The organism is Rhizobium sp. Root1212 (assembly GCF_001424985.1).
Taxonomy (GTDB): Bacteria; Pseudomonadota; Alphaproteobacteria; order Rhizobiales; family Rhizobiaceae; genus Pararhizobium.
The window spans coordinates 1-19031 of the sequence record NZ_LMDA01000008.1 but is presented as its reverse complement, the minus strand read 5'-3'; the positions used below and the strand labels follow the sequence as shown (position 1 = coordinate 19031).

The 19031-nt window shown below is 56.7% G+C and carries 24 protein-coding genes and 1 pseudogene; 10 read left to right on the top strand and 15 right to left on the bottom strand.

What is annotated here, in order from left to right:
- Positions 1-41: 41 nt before the first annotated feature.
- Positions 42-1280, bottom strand: a complete 1239-nt coding sequence (gene serA / locus ASC86_RS10405; RefSeq protein ID WP_056320188.1) for a phosphoglycerate dehydrogenase — start codon at positions 1278-1280, stop codon at positions 42-44.
- Between the two features lie 410 nt (positions 1281-1690).
- Here serA and ASC86_RS10400 point away from each other — a divergent pair, with 410 nt between their 5' ends.
- Together ASC86_RS10400 and ASC86_RS10395 are read left to right on the top strand one after the other, a co-directional pair.
- Positions 1691-1957 (top strand): WGR domain-containing protein, encoded by a 267-nt coding sequence (locus tag ASC86_RS10400; RefSeq protein WP_056320481.1) that lies wholly within the window; start codon positions 1691-1693, stop codon positions 1955-1957.
- Positions 1958-1989: 32 nt separating this feature from the next.
- A complete protein-coding gene (locus tag ASC86_RS10395) occupies positions 1990-2481 on the top strand; it encodes a thermonuclease family protein (RefSeq protein WP_082510062.1) in 492 nt (163 codons plus the stop codon).
- Positions 2482-3146: 665 nt separating this feature from the next.
- Here the strand turns inward: ASC86_RS10395 and ASC86_RS10385 are convergent.
- From ASC86_RS10385 to ASC86_RS10375, 3 genes are all read right to left on the bottom strand, one after another.
- Positions 3147-3455, bottom strand: a complete 309-nt coding sequence (locus ASC86_RS10385; RefSeq protein WP_056320183.1) for a DUF736 domain-containing protein — start codon at positions 3453-3455, stop codon at positions 3147-3149.
- A gap of 362 nt (positions 3456-3817) precedes the next feature.
- A complete protein-coding gene (locus ASC86_RS25715) occupies positions 3818-4018 on the bottom strand; it encodes a hypothetical protein (protein WP_156386992.1) in 201 nt (66 codons plus the stop codon).
- Positions 4019-4260: 242 nt separating this feature from the next.
- Entirely contained in the window at positions 4261-4593 is a 333-nt protein-coding gene (locus ASC86_RS10375) for a hypothetical protein (RefSeq protein WP_056320177.1), read from the bottom strand.
- A gap of 247 nt (positions 4594-4840) precedes the next feature.
- Between ASC86_RS10375 and ASC86_RS27010 the strand changes: the two genes are divergently transcribed.
- Positions 4841-5224 (top strand): hypothetical protein (locus ASC86_RS27010; RefSeq protein ID WP_210170356.1); only part of this gene is annotated, 384 nt, incomplete at its 5' end.
- Here ASC86_RS27010 and ASC86_RS10360 read toward each other — a convergent pair.
- The 3 genes from ASC86_RS10360 to ASC86_RS10350 form a co-directional block, all read right to left on the bottom strand.
- Positions 5221-5457: a hypothetical protein gene (locus tag ASC86_RS10360; RefSeq protein ID WP_056320167.1), complete on the bottom strand. Its 237-nt coding sequence runs from the start codon at positions 5455-5457 to the stop codon at positions 5221-5223. The two genes, ASC86_RS27010 and ASC86_RS10360, sit on opposite strands and share 4 nt — an antisense overlap.
- A gap of 241 nt (positions 5458-5698) precedes the next feature.
- The gene (locus tag ASC86_RS10355) at positions 5699-6370 is read right to left on the bottom strand and encodes an SOS response-associated peptidase (protein WP_056320164.1); all 672 of its coding nucleotides are present in this window, start codon (positions 6368-6370) and stop codon (positions 5699-5701) included.
- A 521-nt stretch (positions 6371-6891) separates the two neighbouring features.
- Entirely contained in the window at positions 6892-7077 is a 186-nt protein-coding gene (locus ASC86_RS10350) for a helix-turn-helix domain-containing protein (protein WP_056320162.1), read from the bottom strand.
- Positions 7078-7403: 326 nt separating this feature from the next.
- Here ASC86_RS10350 and ASC86_RS25710 point away from each other — a divergent pair, with 326 nt between their 5' ends.
- The 3 genes from ASC86_RS25710 to ASC86_RS10340 all read left to right on the top strand — a co-directional run bounded on the left by ASC86_RS25710 (position 7404) and on the right by ASC86_RS10340 (position 8733).
- Positions 7404-7595, top strand: coding sequence for a hypothetical protein (locus tag ASC86_RS25710; RefSeq protein ID WP_156386990.1), 192 nt, complete (start codon positions 7404-7406; stop codon positions 7593-7595).
- 321 nt (positions 7596-7916) lie between these two features.
- The gene (locus ASC86_RS25705; protein ID WP_156386989.1) at positions 7917-8192 is read left to right on the top strand and encodes a hypothetical protein; all 276 of its coding nucleotides are present in this window, start codon (positions 7917-7919) and stop codon (positions 8190-8192) included.
- Between the two features lie 142 nt (positions 8193-8334).
- Complete coding sequence (locus ASC86_RS10340; protein ID WP_056320156.1) at positions 8335-8733, top strand: hypothetical protein; 399 nt, start codon at positions 8335-8337, stop codon at positions 8731-8733.
- Between the two features lie 511 nt (positions 8734-9244).
- Here ASC86_RS10340 and ASC86_RS10335 read toward each other — a convergent pair.
- Together ASC86_RS10335 and ASC86_RS10330 are read right to left on the bottom strand one after the other, a co-directional pair.
- Positions 9245-9499 (bottom strand): hypothetical protein, encoded by a 255-nt coding sequence (locus ASC86_RS10335; protein ID WP_056320152.1) that lies wholly within the window; start codon positions 9497-9499, stop codon positions 9245-9247.
- 1 nt (position 9500) lies between these two features.
- A complete protein-coding gene (locus tag ASC86_RS10330; RefSeq protein WP_056320148.1) occupies positions 9501-9809 on the bottom strand; it encodes a hypothetical protein in 309 nt (102 codons plus the stop codon).
- A 779-nt stretch (positions 9810-10588) separates the two neighbouring features.
- Here ASC86_RS10330 and ASC86_RS10325 point away from each other — a divergent pair.
- Both ASC86_RS10325 and ASC86_RS10320 read left to right on the top strand, forming a co-directional pair.
- Positions 10589-11899 (top strand): Nramp family divalent metal transporter, encoded by a 1311-nt coding sequence (locus ASC86_RS10325; RefSeq protein ID WP_082510046.1) that lies wholly within the window; start codon positions 10589-10591, stop codon positions 11897-11899.
- A 307-nt stretch (positions 11900-12206) separates the two neighbouring features.
- Positions 12207-12713, top strand: a complete 507-nt coding sequence (locus ASC86_RS10320) for a hypothetical protein (protein ID WP_056320146.1) — start codon at positions 12207-12209, stop codon at positions 12711-12713.
- 375 nt (positions 12714-13088) lie between these two features.
- On the opposite strand, the gene ASC86_RS25700 is transcribed toward ASC86_RS10320, so the two are convergent.
- The gene (locus tag ASC86_RS25700; RefSeq protein ID WP_156386988.1) at positions 13089-13448 is read right to left on the bottom strand and encodes a hypothetical protein; all 360 of its coding nucleotides are present in this window, start codon (positions 13446-13448) and stop codon (positions 13089-13091) included.
- Positions 13449-13655: 207 nt separating this feature from the next.
- Here ASC86_RS25700 and ASC86_RS10310 point away from each other — a divergent pair, with 207 nt between their 5' ends.
- Entirely contained in the window at positions 13656-14627 is a 972-nt protein-coding gene (locus ASC86_RS10310; protein WP_056320142.1) for a sterol desaturase family protein, read from the top strand.
- A gap of 275 nt (positions 14628-14902) precedes the next feature.
- Here the strand turns inward: ASC86_RS10310 and ASC86_RS25695 are convergent, their stop codons facing one another.
- The 5 genes and pseudogenes from ASC86_RS25695 to ASC86_RS25080 form a co-directional block, all read right to left on the bottom strand.
- Positions 14903-15139 carry a hypothetical protein gene (locus tag ASC86_RS25695; RefSeq protein ID WP_156386987.1) on the bottom strand — a complete coding sequence of 79 codons (237 nt, stop codon included), beginning with the start codon at positions 15137-15139 and terminating at the stop codon, positions 14903-14905.
- Positions 15140-15635: 496 nt separating this feature from the next.
- Positions 15636-15779, bottom strand: a complete 144-nt coding sequence (locus ASC86_RS25690; protein WP_156386986.1) for a hypothetical protein — start codon at positions 15777-15779, stop codon at positions 15636-15638.
- A gap of 745 nt (positions 15780-16524) precedes the next feature.
- A complete protein-coding gene (locus ASC86_RS10305; protein WP_056320139.1) occupies positions 16525-16758 on the bottom strand; it encodes a hypothetical protein in 234 nt (77 codons plus the stop codon).
- Between the two features lie 140 nt (positions 16759-16898).
- On the bottom strand, positions 16899-17222 hold the full coding sequence (locus ASC86_RS10300) for a DUF2934 domain-containing protein (protein ID WP_082510043.1): 324 nt from the start codon (positions 17220-17222) through the stop codon (positions 16899-16901).
- A 407-nt stretch (positions 17223-17629) separates the two neighbouring features.
- Positions 17630-17874 (bottom strand): annotated as a pseudogene (locus tag ASC86_RS25080) (ParB N-terminal domain-containing protein); the annotation flags it as partial.
- A gap of 809 nt (positions 17875-18683) precedes the next feature.
- On the opposite strand from ASC86_RS25080, the gene ASC86_RS25075 reads away from it, so the two are divergent.
- Positions 18684-18944, top strand: a complete 261-nt coding sequence (locus ASC86_RS25075) for a PRC-barrel domain-containing protein (protein ID WP_082510041.1) — start codon at positions 18684-18686, stop codon at positions 18942-18944.
- Positions 18945-19031 lie beyond the last annotated feature (87 nt).

Sequence of the window (19031 nt, the reverse complement as noted above, 5' to 3'; positions counted from 1 at the left end):
GCACCTGCCAGGCTCAAGGTGGATGCGCCGCAGCAGGCTGATCAGTAGAGCAAACGCGTCCTGATCGTTCCCGGTATCTCGCGTAGCGCCTGGAGGATATCGTCGGCGGCGTGGGACACGTCCTCGACTTCAACGACCACATAGCCTGTATCGCCATGGGTCTGAAGGAATTCGGCAACGATATTCAGACCACGCGATGAGAAGATCTCATTCAGCTGGATGAGCATGCCGGGTCGGTTTTGGTGGACATGGATGAAACGCGTGCCGTTCGGGCGTTCGGGCAACTGAACCTGCGGGAAGTTGACGGCGCCCATCGTTGAGCCGACGTCGGAGTATTCGACCAGCTTTCTGGAAACTTCTCCGCCGATCCGCTCCTGGGCTTCTTCTGTCGAGCCGCCGATATGCGGCGTCAGAATGACATTGCTCAAGCCCTGGAGTGGTGTCTCGAAGCGCTCGTTGTTCGATGCCGGCTCTTTGGGAAATACATCGACCGCAGCGCCTGCGAGATGGCCTTCTTTCAAGACTTTCGCGAGGGCGTCGAGGTCGACCACCGTGCCGCGGGAATTGTTGATAAAGATGGCACCTTTTTTCATGCGACGAAGCTCGGTCTCGGTGATCATGTTGTGCGTCGACGTCGTTTCCGGGACGTGCATCGTCACGTAATCCGAGATTTCGAGAAGCTCGCCAAGGGAAGCCATCGATTCCGAATTGCCGCGCCGCAGTCTGTCGGAAAGATCGAAATAACGCACCACCATGCCCATGCTTTCCGCAAGAGCGCTCAACTGAGAACCGATATTGCCGTAGCCAACGATGCCCAGGGTCTTTCCGCGGACTTCACGGCTGCCGATAGCAGATTTATCCCAACCGCCTTGATGCGCCGATGCCGAGCGAGGGAATATCTGCCGGGTCAGCATGATGATCTCGCCGATAACAAGTTCGGCTACCGAGCGCGTATTCGAATAAGGCGCGTTGAATACCGGAATCCCGCGGCGGCGTGCCGCTTCCAGATCGACCTGGTTCGTGCCGACGGAAAAGCAGCCCACGGCAATCAGCTTCTTTGCGAACTCGAAAATCTCGTCCGTCAGCTGTGTTCGGGAACGAATACCGATGATATGCGCCTCAGCGATGTAGGCCTTGAGATCCTTATCATCGAGTGCCTTCGGCAGATGCACCAGGTTTGTGTATCCGCACGACGAAAAGTAGTCCACGGCACTCTGACTGATACCTTCAAGGAGAAGCACGGAGATTCGGTCGCGTGAAAGAGAAAGCTGGGGAGACATGGATGACTTTCGTTTCCCGGATTTAAAGAGATCACTGTCGTTTGCTGGCTGTCGTAGCTCATCGCAACACTGCTTTGCGACCATCCGGCAAACAGTGCAAGCATAAATCCGATACTCGCTGCTTCATCGTGCTACGCACGAAGCTGGTGCTTGACATCCCACTCGCCGCACTCAGCAAGAACAGTCACACGTGGCGCAAACCTGCCTTCTGACGGTCCTTTCGGGAGGATCGTCACCCGGATGCGGGGCGATCACTTTGGACTTCTTTCGCCTCGGCGAATTGAGCCGTGTCCCGAGGGTAGCCTGCCCAGATTGTCCTTCCCTGTTCCATCACGGAAATGAATCGATGGAGCCAGAACGATTCAAAACACTCGTTGGACGTAGAATGCACGAAGCAGGATCATGCGGGCATGGTCACCCAGCGCTATCACCTTTACATCGAGAGAGCGGACCCCGCTAAAAATATGGCACGCTTCTACGCGATGTCCATTGAGCCGAACCTGTTTGGAGATGCATGCTTGACGCGACGATGGGGTCGGATCGGAACGACAGGACAGATGATGGTCCATCACTTCGAATCCGAAAATGATGCCGTTATCCTGTTCCTTGACCTTCTCCGCAAAAAACGGCGACGGGGATACTCGGCTGCCTTGCGAAATCCCAGCGCAAACCGCTAGGGGGAACGCGTTCATTGATGCCGGAGTTCTGCATGAAAGATCGAAGTGGCGTACCCGGGACTCGAAAGTTTCAGCGTCTCATACACTTGGGCTCGTATTCAGCTATTCTTGCCATAGCATTGGGCGGTCCGCCGACGCTTATCAAAGCCTCGGCGGGCGACGTCGAAGCCAGAACATTGCAGACATTCCGGAATTGCGCTGTCGGCAGCCGCAAGGCATGCGTTGTTGACGGCGATACAATCTGGATGAACGGCCAGAAGGTCCGCATCGCCGATATCGACACGCCTGAAATCAATGAACCGAAATGCGCTTCTGAACTTGCGCTTGGAACCCGAGCCACAGAAAGATTGCTCGAGTTGATCAACAGCGGACCTTTCGAAGTTCACGCGTGGCCGCAAAGGGACGAAGACAGGTACGGTCGAAAACTCCGCGTGCTGGTTCGAAATGGGCGCAGTCTCGGCAATATCCTCGTTTCCGAGGGGCTCGCGCGAACCTGGACCGGTCGCAGAGAACCCTGGTGCTGAGTTTGCCCTTGCGCCGGCAATGATACTTTTGCGAGGGACGAAGCCGGCGGCCGGGGAGTTCAAGGCAAGGATAGTTCTGACGACATCGGGCCGCGGCGGGAGCCCGAGACGGATCATTCCCAATGTCGATGAAATGAGGGGACCTGCGGCAGCTTGCCGCGAAATGCGGGGACGGGCAGACGCCCCTCAGAAAGGAGGCTCGACCTCTGCGTTGCCGTCCAGGTCGGCGGTCGTGATGGCCAGTTCCGCCTGGGCGATTTCGAGTTCGACCTGGATCTGGCGGCGCTCGGCGGCATTGCTTGCATTGCGCAGCTCCGCTCGAAGTTCTTCGATCTGGATTTCGAGAGGTTAGGTTATCTTCGTCTCCTTGACGTTTGTGAACGATGACCAGCCGGCCCCGAGAAGGGGATGGCGGGATCGCGCCAGCGACCGGCGGCGCCGGGGTGTGGGGGAGCCGATTTACGCAGGCTTCCCATCGGGCGGCCGGAGTAAATTGGGGGAACCGCTCATCCTTGGGGCCGCGATGCCCGCTTGGATCGCACATTCTGAGCAGCTTCCCGCTCACCGTATGCCACCCAAAAGGCCGGACCTGGCTCGATGCCGGGTCCGGCTTTGATGTTCGGAGAGGAGAAGGCCCCGCCGGTGGCGGAGCCTCGTGATGTCAATCAGTCCCGATTCGGGCGGGACCAGATGAGCTGAAGGCCTTCTTCGCCTTCCACCTCGGCAAGCGTTGCGTAGATGGGGGCCGGGAAGCTCGGGTCGTCGAGCTTGACCGAGAGGTAGTCGCGGCCCTGCTCGGAGGTCTTCTGCCAAGCCGCGCCGAGCTCAACGCTTCCGGCGTAGACGCGGAACTGCGGGCCTTTGTCGGAGGGGTTCTCGACCCGGGCGATGCGCGCCTTGACGTTGAGGGCGAGGGTGCGAATGGAGCCGGTGAAGCCGTTCTTTTCGGAAGTGAAGGTGCCGATGGTTGCCATTGTCGTATTCCTTTCGTGGTTCGGGCCGCGCCCATCGCGGCCTCGATGTCTGTCGACAAGACCGGTGACGATCGGACCGCACCTGATAAGGCCGCAATGAAATGGAGGGCGACAAGTCGCAGATTTGTTAGTGGGAGAGGAGGAGGGCGCAGCCCTCCGGGGTAAGAAATCTGCCCCTTGTCGTTGCGGTAAGACGATCGAGGCGCAGCCGGTCTCCGGTCAGACATACCACATCGAGCCCGCAGATGGGTTGCCGGAAACTCTGACTTGAAGGAATATGGCATTGGCGTTCCGCCGCATTTTTCCGGCGGAACGAATGGCCTACCGCGCTATTGCCTTCCTGTGCCGTCGTCGCTTCATGTTTAAACTGGAGAGATGGCCTGCGCACGAACATTGGCCGGCTTGCCCACAATGCCCCATACGATATCGTTGCAGCTCGAATCGCCACCTGGAGGATCAATGCGCCAGCAGACCAAGCCGTTCATTGTCGAACGAAAGCCATGCCGGAAACCAAAACCCGACGCTTCAAAACCGTCGATCTGGGGAAGGCTGGATGCTGACATCGCACAAGGTCTCCAGGATCAGCAGGATGGGGACCAGCGCATTGTGGATCACGCGGCCGCCACCGTTGGCGCCGGCCGCGCTTGAGCATCAGGCCGCAGACTTCAACTCGCATCCGGCTGCACTCCACTTATGAACGGTCCAGTTTTTGGGGATCAGAGCAGTTCGACACCGCGCCACTGGTCGACGGGATTCTACGCAGCACTTCGGGGCGTAATGCGCATCGTTGCCGCTCGTGCTTTTCTCATCCGACATCCTTGCTTCCCCGCAGACCGTTGCGCCGCATCAAGCGGTGATAGTATTCCTCGACCATTCGCGAGGCTTCTCGGGCGGTATCGCAGTAGCCCTGATGTGGCAAGATTCTGTCCCTGAGATGCGGCCCTTGGCCGCTCCATTGCCATTTCCCGTTCATGGGGCCACCTATCTCCAGGCGGATGCGGCCAATAAATTCCTCGCGATCTATCCCGACGAAATCCTGCCGCGGCTTGCCGTGCAGTCCTTTCTCGCCAGGCCATGTTGGTTGCCAATGATACAAGGGTTTATAGGAGGCTCCTTCGCGGCGGCCCTTGGCGTTCATTGCTCAGAAATTTTCAGGCCACCAACCGGCGCGCTGGCAGTGGACCTCAAAGGACAAGAGCGCTTTCTCAGGCGTTTCAGCTTTCACGCTGACCGGAGAAGAAGCCTCGCCCATCGAAACGAGTGAGCAGATGAAGGTCTGCGCCCTTTTGTCGTGCAGCAGGAAGCAATTACCCATCATGCCGCCGCTGGGGAAATCGAAAAAAGTAGTCGCAAAGGCTTCGAGATCCGCGGACCGTCCGCAGGTNAAACCGGGAGTCTGGTCTTGCGGCCGGCCGCCACTGGGATCCAGCGGCTTATGTCTTCGCACGTGGTTAAACTCTATCGCGCGCATCGTCGTTCTCCTTTCTTCTGCTGGGCTTCCATCCTCGGGAGAAGCCATTCCCCATCATCTGTTCCGCGAAAGCCAGTTGCTCGCGGGTTTGCTTCAAATCGGCGAGAAGGGTGCGGATCGACGCGCGCACGTCTCCATTGTGCCAAGCAAGCACCTCACCGACCTCATCGACAGTTTCGGCCTGTTCAACCTCGCGCGCTTCGGCGCGCGTCATTTGCGGGCACACGTGTTGGTTTCTCCTGTCTGCACAGCAGTTGCGGTTTCTAAATTGTCTTACAGATTAGCCCTGCGGCCTTAAGCGGCTATGTCCGCGACCTCTCCGAACTGGCAGATAACCTTCGGCTCAGTCATATCGCCGCTCTCTTCGTCGACCATCACCGAGTACGCGGCAACGCCGACATGACGCGGCGCTATGGTTGTCGCGATCTTTTCAGCGCTGGCCGCGCTTGACGCCTGTCGCATCTCACCGGGAGCGATGCCGCCGCGCACCTTCTTGAACTGAAGGATGATAAATTTTTGCGCTATCGCCATGGGGGAATGCCTTTCCGCTTGTTCTCATAATGTTCTCATTTGGGGCGCCGAGAGTCAACAAAGAGAATCGGAAAGTTTTCCTAATGTGAGCCGAACACCACCGGCCACCAGATTACCGCAGCACCTGCGTTCAGCAGGCCGGCGACCATAACAGACCATAAGGTCGGACGGATGAGAGCTACGATCGCAGACGCTATTGCTAGCGCAGAAATTGCTTTTACGAGGAAGGTGGCGCCGTCGATCATAGCGGGTTAAGCGGCTCCGGTTTCCCGGCAAAACGAGACGAGTTCACGTCCCGGTTCACCCGGTGAAACTGCAGCTGCCGGTTCAGGTTATGCTTCAACAGCTCCCTGGCTCGATCTTTCGTCGTTTTCGGGTCAAGCCACTCGTCGTAGACTTCCGGCGCCAGAATGATCGGCATGCGGCCATGAAGCTGGGTGACAGCTCCTTCAGCCGGCCCGGTGATAATCGTGCAACTGCGCAGATCGAGGAGACCGTTATAGGCCCATAGGCCGGCGAACGAGAACGGCTGATGATCCGGCAGGAAGATATGCCAGGGATCTTTCTTGCCGTCATCGGAAGGCGTCCATTCATAAAAGCCATCGGCTGCAACTAGGCAGCGCTTTGCCTTGAACGAATCGCGGAAGGCCGGGGCTGTGTCGGCGGTCTCGATCCGCGCGTTGAAGGTGGCAATCTTGGGGGTCTCTTTGGCCCAATGAGGGACGAGAGACCAGCGGCCTTCGTCGAGAATTTGTTCGCCATTCTCGCCGTGATGGACGAACAGCACGTTCTGCGTCGGCGCGATGTTGTAGCGCGGCTCTCCCAAATTCCTGAAAATATCTTTGTCAAGCGTCAGCCTGTACAGGCGCACGATTTCCGACCACGGCAGGATGAAGGTAAAGCGACCGCACATAATGCGCTCCAGCGTCAGCGCCGGGATTGGCGCAGTGCCTCCAGCTTATCCGNCGCACGATTTCCGACCACGGCAGGATGAAGGTAAAGCGACCGCACATAATGCGCTCCAGCGTCAGCGCCGGGATTGGCGCAGTGCCTCCAGCTTATCCGCAATATCTTGGTTTTCAACCGCTGCCAGCACCTGGTTATCAGCGGCCTCGACGACGGCTGCCATGACCTCCGAAAGGTTCCAGCCGGCGCGACACGCATCCCCGACCAGGTCGGCCAACGGGCCGTCTAGGTCGCGGTGGAGGTCAAGAAATCGATCGTCGTATTTTCCGGAGTAGGCTGGAGGGGGATTAGGTTCATACCGGCATCTCCTTTAGATTCAGAATCTTCGGTTGCCGTACTTGTTTTTGCTTGAGCGCGTCACGCGGCGCACCTCCACGCCCTTTGAAGCAGCGCGCCGCAATGCTCGTAAGAATCAGTTCTAGTCGCGGATGCTGATCAACTCGCGAATTAACTCAGAGGGGACGGCTATTAAGTGCGAATATTTCCGCCGACCGCCGCTAGAAGGCGCCCGAGTAGCGTTTCATCGACAAGGTCGCCACTCTCCAACCGGTTAATTTCCAGCTGGGTCAGACCAGATACGAGGCTTAGCTGCTTAACAGAATAGCCCGTTGCCTTCCGCATTTCCGCGATGGGACTTTTGATATTGATTGTCACGCATTTTTCTCCGTTTGTTGCAATGCAATATAGGATTTCCGCAGGGCAATCCAAGAGACGACACAACTAGCCTCGTAACCCGGTAATCCCGACTGAGGTCCGGCAGCATGGAGACGTGCTAAAAAGGCCAGAACGCTTCCCGCATTGAAGTTATTGCTTTTTGGGCAGACGTATCGCCCACAGGCCATGACGTACACGCGGTCATGAACGGAAATTCGGTAGGAATTCAACGCCACGGGTATCCGACAGCACGAATTGGGCGCGTGACTAACAAGTGGAACTGGCGGTGCCATGCCCGCATTCTCGTTGGATAAAGGAGTACCGCCATGACAAAAACCGATGACAGCAAGACCAGTTCCCCAACTCCGGAGGTCGAAGACCCTCACCCCGGCAGCATTTCCGATGGCACGCATCCAGCAGCAAAGGAAACCAAGCAACCGAAAGCCACAAAAGGTGGGGCGGAGCGCGTCTCACCTTCAGGTGCCAAGCAAAATTTGAAGGAGGGCAGAAAGCGGTAAATTCGGAAGGGCAAAAACATCTCCGGCGGTGAGCAGAAGCTCGAAGGCCCGTCCTGGCCCTTCGTTTCAGGAACGCGGGGGCAGGAGAACGCGACGCGTCTGTCGTTGCTCTTGCAGGTCGAGGCGGTAGCATGGTGGTCGCAAAGCCTATGGCGTCCTCAGGCATCGTACTTCGGGGTGCCGACAATGGCCGGAGTGACCCTCCCGAGCTCCATTCCGGCGGCGCCAATTATGCCCCGATTTTCAACCAGGGACATGTTGCAAAACTTTATGGCTCGACCTCAATTATGCGACCGGCAATGGTTGGCCTTGGAGGGGGCAGTGAGACAATTTAATTCCTTGACGACGTGGCTGTTTTTGACCGGCCACACGCTGAAGACCGCTGCTACGGCTCTTGGGATTACCGAGCAACAGGTTATCGAATATCAGAACGGCCCAACTCCTCTCCACATTGAACTCGCATGCGCCGCTCTCTACCATCGTATCGATCCTTGGGGCAAAACGAGAGCGGGGAAGAACGGCAACCGGGCACTGAATCAGCTTCACAGAGCGAAGATCGCGAAGCTAGCGGCGCAAACCTTCAAGCCTGAAGGTTAGAGTTCTCCGTATCAGGAATGCAACTGCTTTTCATTCTTTTGATGGCACTTGGCGTCTCCGATGGGGGTATGCTCACTCGATAGTCTGCCTTCGCGTGCAGTGATATAAGAGTCTGCTTAATTTCAATATTCGGGAGGATGTCATGCGCAAGACCACAGTCTTAGGCTGCTTTCTGCTGCTCTCGGCCTCGTGCTTCAGCGCTTGGGCGATGGACCTGCCCAAGGGCGCCAAGAAGATTTCGATGGAGGAGTTCAAGGCCTTCGCTGATGGCAAGCCAGTCATAGTAGAGATATTTGATATGGGCACTCCTATTACCGCCAACCTTACATGGAGCTGGGCAAAAAAAACCATCACCGGCAAAGCGAACGTGAACGGCAAGGAGATCAATGTGAAGACGAAACTGACCTTCGAAGGCGATAAAGCGTGCTCCGCCGGCAAAGGTGAAAAAACTACCTGCCATATGATCTACATTGACGGGAATAAGTTCTACGAGGTGCGAGACGACATGCAGGTACACGCGGTTTCCACAGTCGGAGGCTAACGGCATTTGGACTGCCTAACCCGACCCCGAGGCTAGGCGCTTAGAGCGCATATTAAAAGGAGGCCAATCACGCGAAAACAGTCCGCTGATTGCTTGATTCCTATCCTCGTCAACGGGGGAATTAATGAGCAAGGATGCTATTTACTCCGGGCCGCCGAAACTACCGGGCGGCTAAGCAGGTGGAGGCGGTTAGAGAATGCGTCTTGCAGGTCGCTATAGAACGGCTCGAAACGATTTGTCTGCTATCGACGCCAACGCTAAGCTTGCAAAGATCAGGCCTTTGATTTCATCGGTAGCTGCAACTTCTCCGGCGTCACCGGTAAGTTGAGAAGCATTGTATCCAACGGGAAGACGCGGATCACCTCCCGGCGATACGAACGGCCACAAGATTGCTGATTTCGCGATCAATCTGGATGGTGCGCTGACAATGCACAAGCGCTACTTCGTTCTCTGAAATCTGGTCGAGCTCGGGTAGCTTTGTCACGTCGCCGAAATCTCTATATCACATCTCCTAGTCCGCAACCTCATCTTTCACATCCAGCGGGCCGAGCTGCTTTATGATCAGCGCACGCGCATGCTCGAATAGCTTGCTGTCGTCATCCCCCTGGCTTTGCTCGATGATCTTCAGCGCCTCGGCGTAGATTTCCCGCTCGGCGTGGCTGCTGACCGCGCCGATGCGATGGAGATGCTTCATAAGTGCGGTAAACGTGGCAGAGACCGAAAGCGCCACAGCGCTGGCCGAAAGCAAAGTCGGATCACTCGGCATGTTAGGTACCTCCCAAGGGTTTGCGCTTCGCATCCAGCACGATTTTCAGCGTACGGATCGTGCTTGCTGCGTCGAGTAGTGCATCCTTCGCCTGATCGAGCGGGAGCCATTTCGCGCGCGCCGATGCCGTCTGAAGGTAGACAACGACGTCCCGGCCAAGGCTGTTCTCTTTAACCCCGATCTGCCCCCGTAAATCTCTTATCGTATCAACGGCCCTGTCGAGCAGGCGACTAACCTCTGACGTTGTCAGCAGGTGCACTTCGTTGGCGGCTCGCATCAACTCAGAGATGAAATCGGTTGCGCTGCTCATTGGCGTCGGTTATCCCAGCCCCGGTTCGTGCGGCAGAATGCGCGAAATTCTTTGACGGTTCAATTGTGCACGCATAATGAGGGCAGGGAAGGCGGTGACACCAAATCAGTTCGACTAGGCTCTCCGGTCACCGCAGCGACTTCGTCTGGTTCGTCGTCAAGTAGAATCGTTCTGCGTAGCAGGCGAGCGTACGCGAAGCGTTTGGCCGCCCCCAATGCTGCACGATCATGAGCGATTGAAGTCGTTCGACTTGAGGAATGCCCGGCCACTTTGGCGGCGTCGTCCGTTGCTACACCACCAGCATGCGCCTCGGATGTGCCGCTGGCCCTCAGATCGCGCGCGCACACAGTCTTAGGTATACCTACCGCCTCGCGATCCCGAGACCACATCTCCGAAAAGACAACGGGATGATAGGGGACGCCAGTCTTTTCAAAGATAATGACAGGTCCCTGCGCCCGTTCCCCGGCTAATATTCCAATTCCTCTATGGCCATAGATGCTTTTGACAGTGGGTATGTCACGGTCGCTTTGCACCGAAAAACTGAGGGACGATGGGTCTGAGGTCAAACGGCGCGTTTTGTGATCGTGCCGAGCGACAATGAACGACCGAAATGAAGGCGCGAAGCTGTCGGTTTGGTACGCCCCCCCTGGAGAATGCCTCTTCGTTAACGCACGGTGTTGGGCCTAAAGTCCTACACGGCATCTTTCTGGAGAACCACGCGTTTAATCCGCGAACGAGATGTATGGGGCGGTCTGGCACCGCCTCAGGAAAGGTTCGAGATGACAGACTTGGCGCGCGCCGGTTCTTCGGAAAAGCTTTCAGACGGTGAGCCAGCGGGAGGACGAACAGAGGGTTCGGCGCTCCGTAAGTTGGGACCAGGTCTTATCACAGGTGCGGCCGACGATGATCCGAGCGGTATCGCCACCTATTCCCAAGCGGGTGCGCAGTTCGGCTTCAATATGCTCTGGGCGATGCTATTGACCTATCCGCTGATGTCGGCAATCCAGCTCGTTAGCGCGAGGATTGGGCGTGTGACCGGATGTGGCCTCGCTACCAACCTGGGTACAATCTGGCCAAAAAAGTTCGTCGTCGGATTGGTTGTCCTCCTGTTCATTGCCAACACAATCAATATTGGTGCCAATCTCGCGGCGATGGGTGCGTCGTTCGAGCTTGCGACGGGACTGCCCAGTCTCCCGGCGACCATTGCTTTCGCGGTCCTTTCGCTAGCCCTTCAATTGTTTGTGCCTTACGACCGCTACGCTAGCTATCTCAAGTGGCTGACCATGGTCCTGCTGTCCTATGTTGCTGTCGTCTTCGTCGTAGAGATCGATTGGTACGCCGTCGTCAAAGGCTTCGTGTTTCCCTACTTCCCGCTGACAAAAAACAGCTTCACGGTTATAGTAGCGATCCTCGGCACAACGATCAGCCCCTATCTGTTCTTCTGGCAATCGAGCCAGGAGGTCGAAGAGATCGAGCGAAAGGAAGACGCCAAGCCACTCAAGAAAGCACCCTGGCAAGCTGCGCGAGAGTTCGTGCGCATCCGCCTTGATACCTTCACCGGAATGGCGATCTCTAATGTTGTTGCAATCGCGATCATGATGAGCACCGCGGCGACGCTTCACGCAAGCGGTAAAACTGAAATTGGATCGGCTGCCGACGTCGCTGAGGCGCTTAAGCCTATCGCTGGAAATTTCGCCTTCCTCCTGTTTAGCCTTGGTATCATTGGTACCGGATTGCTATCTATTCCAGTCCTTGCGGGTTCAGCCGCGTATGCGTTTGGAGAGAGTCAGGACTGGAAGTGCGGTCTCGACCATAAACCGTGGGAAGCGATCGGTTTCTATGCCGTGGTTGTCGCCGCAACTCTCCTTGGATTAGGCTTGGAATTCGCGCCGATCGACCCGATCAAAGCTCTCTTCTGGAGTGCAGTGGTCAACGGATTCGTCGCAGTTCCAATCATGGCTGGAATGATGATGGTTGTCTCCCGAACCTCCGCGATGAAGCAGTTCACCGCGTCGAAGTCGCTCCTGCTAGTGGGATGGGCGGCTACGGGCGTGATGGCAGTCGCAGCTTTAGCTATGGTCGTGGCGTAGTGCTCCGGCGGGGGTCAGTTCATAGTGAAGGCCGAGCAACTGCCGGAGGAGGTCGAGGCGAGACTACCCGCCGAGTGTCATAAACTGAAGCTGCTTTCGATGGGTTAATGGGTAAACGAAGGCGTGTTCTGCTCTAGACGCGGTGCTCACAAGTGCCATGCAGCTGCGGACCGGTTCACCAGCGACCACCGATGCACCTTGGCCTCATCAACTCCGATGACCTGCCACTGAAGTTTCATCCGGCTGCGATTAGAGGCTCGGCGGTTTTTGATATGCTAAATGGCGTGGTGGGAGCAACCGGGGCGGCTTGCCGGCAGATACCGCCAGAGATGGGTTCGGTAACACCGATACAATCAAAAACATACCAAATGCCATTGGGACACAGTTCAACGATCAACTGTATGGCGGCAATCACGCCAATACATTGTCCGGTGGGACGGGAAACGACCTAATCAATGGCGGCCTGGGCAACGATATTTTGATCGGTGGCGCGGGGAACGACGCGTTCGTCTTTAACAGTGTCCTTGGTGCTACCAACATCGATACGATCAGTGACTTTGTTGTGGTGAATGACACAATCCGCTTGGAGAATTCTATCTTTACGGCCGTCGGCGCTGCTGGCACGCTTGTAGCTCCAGCTTTTCGGGCCAATACAACCGGGCTCGCTGGCGATTCAAGCGACCGCATTATTTATGAAACTGATACCGGCAAGTTGTATTACCACGCCAACGGCAGCGCGGCCGGGGGAGGCATGCATTTCGCTACGGTGACGGCTGGGCTCGCGATCACCAACGCCGATTTCTTGATAATCTAGCCGCCCGCCGCCAGTCTAACGCGACCACGCTGGTTCACTTCGGCGTGGTTGTCCCATCCCAATGGTCGGCCGCTAGATGCTCCCCGCATCTCCACTCGGTTAAGCTGCGGCCGCGCTCTTTTCCGAACTTTCCTCACCTCGATCTTGAATTTCAGAATTCCCGAAACTAGCTTTTCATCGGTCATCCCAAAGACTGCGGAAGGGAGGAGAAAAGCGACCGAGACACGATGAGCCGCTTGGCCCCGCGGATCTGGAAATTTGCCAAGGTGTTTTCGACGTTATTTGCGAGGAACAGAGCATTTCCCGCGACGCGGGGGAGGGGCCCAACGTGGCGGCGCTTATCATCGAACTTTACCGGCAGGGTGTTCGTGACGTTCAGACTTTACGCACTTTAATCGGCACGGTCGGGAGGGCGTGAAGCTGGCATCGCTCTGTGTGACAGGCATGGCGCGCAAGATACTTATTTAGGTTATCTGCTTCCTCGCAACCGCCGACAATGATCTGGTCGACGTCGTCATAGAGCAGCTCGATCTCCTGCAGCAAGGCGATGATGTCGTTGATCCCGGTCGTCGCAAACTTACGGGCGTTCTTGTCGGTCCAGTTGATGAGGGTCCTGAAGCCTGGCTTGAGAGTTTGAGGGCGGCAGCTTGCAGGGTCGAACGGTGCTATAAGTCTGTATTGTGGTTTGAGCAGCAAAGGAACAGAAAACCTAAATGAGGCTTGTGGTGCCGGCACACGGACCACTGCTCGTGATCGTCGATCCATACTGACCCTGCGGGTGCGTTCGGTAGTGTGCACCTAAGACGATTGATCGGCGGCCGATGGCTCTGCACTTCCACCGCCGGAAATAGATCAAAAGGATGCCCCGATAGTCCTTGAGCAATCTGGCAAAAGCGCATCGCCAGGACTAAGCTGTACGGGTTCGTGTTTTGGAGCGGTGCCATGGAGTTGGTCGAATACCTCCTGCACAATCTTGGGGGCTTTTTTTACAACACTTACTATCTGAATGGTGGGGCAATGGCGCTTAGTTTCGCCATTTCCATTGGCTTGGTTCTGACGGTTTTCGCGGTGGAACTCGCCTATGTGGGGTTCGGCAATTCCGGGTTCCGTCGGGTTTTCTTCGAACGCAGCAAATCCACAATCACCGACATCGTCTATTTCGTCCTTCAGACGACGGGAATGATTACGCTATTCGCGGCGCTCGCATCATTTGGTCTGTCTTTTGCCATCACCCGCGCGGCTCGGGATGCCCCCCACCTCGACCTTGCTGGGACGCTGCCAGGCTGGTCACAGGTTTTCTTGTTCCTAGTGCTGACAGACTTCTTGAACTACTGGCAGCATCGTTTGATGCACCGGTTGCCCGTACTATGGCGGCTGCACGAATTTCACCACGCGGCCGAAGAGTTCAACGCGCTGACTGCCCTGCGGGAGCATCCGCTGGAGAAGGCCATAAACATGGCCATCATGGTCGTTCCGGCATTGCTTATCGGCCTGCCCACGGCCGAATTCGCCCTCGTGATGATCACCTTTGGCGCCATCGGTCTGGTCAAGCGCAGTGCCATTCCCTGGCATGGCTGGTTTGGCAAATACGTGATCCAGTCACCACGCGACCACTTCATCCATCACTCCCGGGTGCCGGAACATCACGACAAGAATTTCGCCAATTATTTCCCGATGTGGGATCATTTGTTCGGCACTTATTACGACGGCGATGTGGACGGTGCAACGCTCGGCCTGGACCGCGACTACTTCAACCAAACCGATCCGTTCCGCGAAAGCATCGCCACCGAAATCCGTTTCTTCCAACGCGCGGGGCAAGCTGTTAAGGCCACCTGCGGCATGAGCCCCATAAGTGCAAAACCTGCCTCGCTGCGGGGCAGCCGGGCCCGGAGGAGAACCGTCAGGAAAGCCTGAAGCGGGGGGGAAATCGGAGAATACGCCCANCATCGCCACCGAAATCCGTTTCTTCCAACGCGCGGGGCAAGCTGTTAAGGCCACCTGCGGCATGAGCCCCATAAGTGCAAAACCTGCCTCGCTGCGGGCGCAGCCGGGCCCGGAGGAGCACCGTCGGGAAAGCCTGAAGCGGGGGTAAATCGGAGAATATGCCCAGATGGCGCGTTGTTCCGAAAGTGTCAAAAACCCCGACTGAGTAAACTTGGAGGCACGCCGGAATCAAAGACGGCAGGCCCTCAAGAAGAAGCGCCTGACGATCGAATCGGTACGGCACATACGATCCGCCCGTCTTCGTTTGTGATCTCGAAAACTTCCTCGTTTGAAGGATCACCCGAAATCGCCTTATCGATGAGAATTTCGCGGGCAGCACGCCGCGCCTCAGCTTTCGCCTCATCGACCGACGGAAAATCCAAACCGTCTTCATCCAGCTCGACAGCGGAGCCCTTTCGGACATGAAAAAAGTATCTTGGCATAGCTCGCGCGACCTTTGGGCGGATAATCACCGGGCTGGAATTTTGTTCCTGCCGATCTGTCGCCCGCGCCGAGAATGATTGGCCCCCGGCGCGAAGGTTTAGGCGCGGGGGCTACTGCTATTCCGTACCCCTAAAATGATACGATTGCTCATAGAGTGGTGCTGGGTGACATTGCCCCGGCACAACTTGCTTCTCTTCCCGTTTTCAGCAAAACCGCAATATCCTCCCGGCGCAGAGCGCCAGCCTCAGCCCCCGCCCAGCCGAGGGTTTTTCTTTCGATCTGCAGGCCAGTATCGGGCCTTGCCTTTTAGATTCAGCGTTCGTTTCGTCCATGGCAGCGACCATTCATCATCGGCACCATCATTGCGGGTGTATTTGCCGTGGTCGGAAATTCCTGCCTCCATCGTCATCAGTCCAGCGGCGCAAAGCCCGGTAGATCGGGCACACGCAGCGTAGTGGATCGCGGCTTACGAACAAAAACGCGCAAGATCAGCGGCTAACCGTCCCAGCCTTTAGACCGGCAGTATTCTTCGGCTTCTTTGATGGCGGTAGTTTTGTCGGGAAACGGGCCAAGCGTCTCGATCTTGCCACGAAAGGAAACAAGCACGGTCTTCGTAAGCGGATCATGAATCACGGTCATGTCAGCTTCGTATCTGGATGGAGCGCTGGCCATTTTTCGCCTTTAGGCTTCGTAACACACAAACTATGCCGCGGGTTACGAAGCGGGCCGCCAGCCGGATCATAAATCCTATTCTTTTTTCAGTAACTTGAGAGCAGAGAACTAGGGGAATTCGAAGGCCGTGAGGATTAAGGTGGCCTTGGCCGCATGGGACGACCAAGGCTGCTCGATGAAACAACGCATGCAATATCGACCTGAAGTAGATACGCCAGCGCTTAGCGCACGCAATGAACCATCTCCCGTAACGAAAGTTCGGGCCCCGGAAGAATATGACTATGTTGCCGATAATGATTATCTGCGCCACGCTCACCGTCATTGAGGGTGACACCGTGAAATGCGGCGGCCAAAACTCCGGCTGCTCGGCGAGGCGATTGTCGATGTCCGCGGAACGGATACGCCCGAATTGCGAACATGGAAGTGCGAGAAGGAGCGACGGCTGGCGAGGCTCGCCTGGGCTCGGCTGAAGCATTGCTAGTCGGCGAGGAACTTCGCATCGTTGCGGAAGGTTTCGACAGGACACCGGATAAACGCTCACTGGTGAACATCTACCTTCGGATGGCCTCGAGGTTGGCGCGATTCTCCTGAAGGAAGGTTTTGCTCGCGCGTGGCGACCTATTCACAAGGTCAACTGATGCGATTGACCGATGGCCTAAAATCCGATCCCGACTTTCGTCCACGTCAGCGACCACTCTTGCCCGCCCTGGGCCTAGCGTCCGAGGCTGAAGAGCATCGTGCCAATCTCTGGCCGACGGCGCCAGCTCGAAACAGTGAAGGTCGGCCCGGGTGTTCCTTCGGAAATGAAAAGGCGCTTTGCGTCGCGATAGACGCCTTCCGAGATCGGTGTACGCTGCACCTTGCCGGTGTAAACCTGATCGCTTCCGTCGCGACGATATTCAATCTCCTCGCCTTCGGGCGGGCTTATCGAATGCCACTTCGACATTGGCTCTACTCCCCTAAACAATCCTGATACTAAAATTGCCGAGAGGCCGTTTTAAGACAAGTAGGGAGAAGTTGTACTGCTGCTCTGACGGCGGAAGCCGCCGGCTCCTCGTTCAAATCTAGAGACGGCGGCCTCCAAGTCTATTTCGCCAGCGGGTCGGCTGGCAGACGCCCTTCATGATGAATTGGGTTATCTTCGCCACTTCCTTCAACGGGATTATATTCATTTCCGCTCTGCCCTGTACGCATCGGCGGGATCTCCTGATCCTCAGTGCCGTCTTGCGGCGCTTCGGAATGAAGACCGGTCGTATCTGCAACAGCGGTGTCAGTTGAGATTTGCGGCTCGGCCTCACCGAGTTCTTTTTCTGCCTGAAACCAGTGATCTTCGTTTCGGCCGTGCAGACCTCCCTCCGATTCCCAAATTGAATATGCACGCTCACGAATTCGCTGCTCACGGTTTGTCATCGCGTCCTCCTTGGTCGAAAAGGACAGAACCTAAGAGCGGAGTGAATGTTCCGCGCGCCTACTGCTCTGGAGGAGTTGTCGGAAACGGGCTCAGAGAGACGGCGGCCGGCTTCGTTTTGGTCCGTCGATCTTTTGGAGAATCGCGCTATCCTGTCTGCCATGGTTAGCCCACCTCAGCCCTCGTTCCGTCGAGGGCTTTCTTTTGATCGGCCAGTCGCGGCCTTTTCACAAGGTCAATTGGTGTGATCGCGCGGCAAGGCTCAACTGCGGAACGGCCCCCTCGGGAGAGTGCATTGTCAAAACCTAAACTGTGTCGGAAAGGCCGGATCGGTGGGCGCGACGGATGGCGGCGTTGAGGATGCGGAGCGCTTCCGCCGTCTGTCACTCGCTTCAGCGCCTCGAACCGAGCTTTCGACCATCGAGCGCATTGCGCCGTTGTCGTTAGCGGCGACGGCGACGGCCCGACGATGTCCGGCGTCGATGGAATAGCCGTTTCCGCCACCCATTTCCGGTGCGACCACCGGCGGTTGGACGATGCCGACGGCCTTGATCGTGGCCAGCATCAGCGCATCGGCCTGCGGCGAAGACTTCTACTGGCGCATCCGGTCGGGATTGCCCTTCAGAGCGCGGGGTCAACCTTCATGATCTGCATTCCCGCTGACCGCTCCTCGAAGGCACAGGTACGGTCGCGATCACCGGGAAGGCGAAGACGGAGCGGCGGCAGCTTGCTAGCCGACCCCCAAGCGGGTTGAACGACGGAGAGCCGGACCTGGTCCAGGACGCCATCACAAAAAGCGGGATTGGAGTGCTTTCGATGTTGCGATGTCTCGGCGCGATTTTTTCGACATTTGGTTGCTGCCGCAGTCCCCAAATGAAAAAGAAGGGAGGACGCAATCCGGCGTCTATAAGGCCATTTTGCTGCTCAGCTTCCGCAAGATAGCGAAAATCAGATAAGGAGACTTATGGAACTTTCTCGCCAACGATCGTGAACGGAACATTCATACCGACGCCCTTTGCCGAGGTTGATCTGCCGAGACAATGGATGAACCTAAGGTATCCATGCAGACTTCGCAGGCATTTGTTCGCGAAATTTCTGCCAAGGTGATTGACGATGGAAAGTCTGTCATCGGTGTCGTTGCCAGTGTCGGCGCGTCTTGGGCAGTGGAGATAGTTACGTTGTGATCGACCCCGCCTGCCTCGCTCTTTCCGAAAATGACCGTACCTGGAAGGCGCATCTTGACACCAACAAGATCTCTCGAAGTCTCCGAAGTTCTACTACGATAAGCTAAACATCAGAAAGACAAAACTGCCGGAGTAGGAACCCTAGAGCCGGTTCGCGTGATTGCGGCACCTGCTGGGGCGGCTGACAAGACGAGACGATGTTTGCTTAGGAGAAGGTTGCTGTGGAACAGTTCACCTCCGGTCGGGTTACCCAATTCTCGGCAATAAAAGGAGAACACTGTGGATCACAGCAATCATGTCCGCCTCACCGCGGCCGAACTCACACCTGCAATTATTGAAGGCGCGACCGTGTACGGCGCCGATGACGACACGGTCGGCAAGGTCGATCATGTACATGGCGCAGGCGCCTCCAGCCAGGCAATTATCGACGTCGGCGGGTTTCTTGGGATCGGCGCAAAGCCTGTAGCAGTTCCGCTTACGGAACTCGAGTTCATGAGAGACGAGGATGGCGACATTCATGCCCTTGTTGATTTCCACTGAGAGCTGACCCGGCGCAGCCAGATATTTCCATTGAGAATTGACCCATGTTTCAACCGTCCCTCGCATGTTTTCAGCGGGGGCTCTGGA